The 608-nt window shown below is 31.6% G+C and carries 1 pseudogene; it reads left to right on the forward strand.

Going from position 1 to position 608, the window contains the following annotated elements:
* Positions 1 to 378 (forward strand): annotated as a pseudogene (locus ACNI3T_RS00705) (hypothetical protein); the annotation flags it as partial.
* Positions 379 to 608: the final 230 nt, after the last annotated feature.

The following is a 608-nucleotide window of genomic DNA, read 5'->3' on the forward strand; positions in this document are numbered from 1 at the left end:
ACAGATTGGTTAAGCACTACTTATAATGCTGATTTAGGTTATTTATACACTATTATAGAAAGTAGAGAGACTGCACCAATAAGAACTCAATCACATTCCGTAGATTACTTCTTTTATTTAAGTGAGCAGCAATATTTAAGTGCAAATTCTGAATATTATTACAATAGTATTTCAAACAGAAATCGTAATAACTATTTCCTGAATTTAAATTATCAATACACCTTCAAAAAACCGGCTTTTGATTTAAGAGCCAGTTGGAATAATGTTTTAAATACCAATGAATTTGTGAGAGTTTCTAATTCGGAGTTCTCATATATTCAGAGTACCTATAGACTTAGGCCTTCGCAACTTCTGGTAAGTTTAAAATTTTCTTTTTAAGTATAATTCTTCTTTTTCAGAAATTCATTTGTTCTTTAAAATTTGGTTCTAAATTAGCTTATCGTTAACCATATCAGCAGCTAACAACGTATATCGCAAATGGCGGGTTTAATAGAAAAGAATTAAATTAGTTTCCATAATTAACCAAATCGTTAAGCCGACAAATCCGCATCCATAATTCCGCGCCACTTGTCGATATACGAGACCGTTATACACAAGTGCTCCGCAAC

The organism is Christiangramia qingdaonensis, from assembly GCF_048381525.1.
In the GTDB taxonomy this organism is placed as follows: Bacteria; Bacteroidota; Bacteroidia; order Flavobacteriales; family Flavobacteriaceae; genus Christiangramia.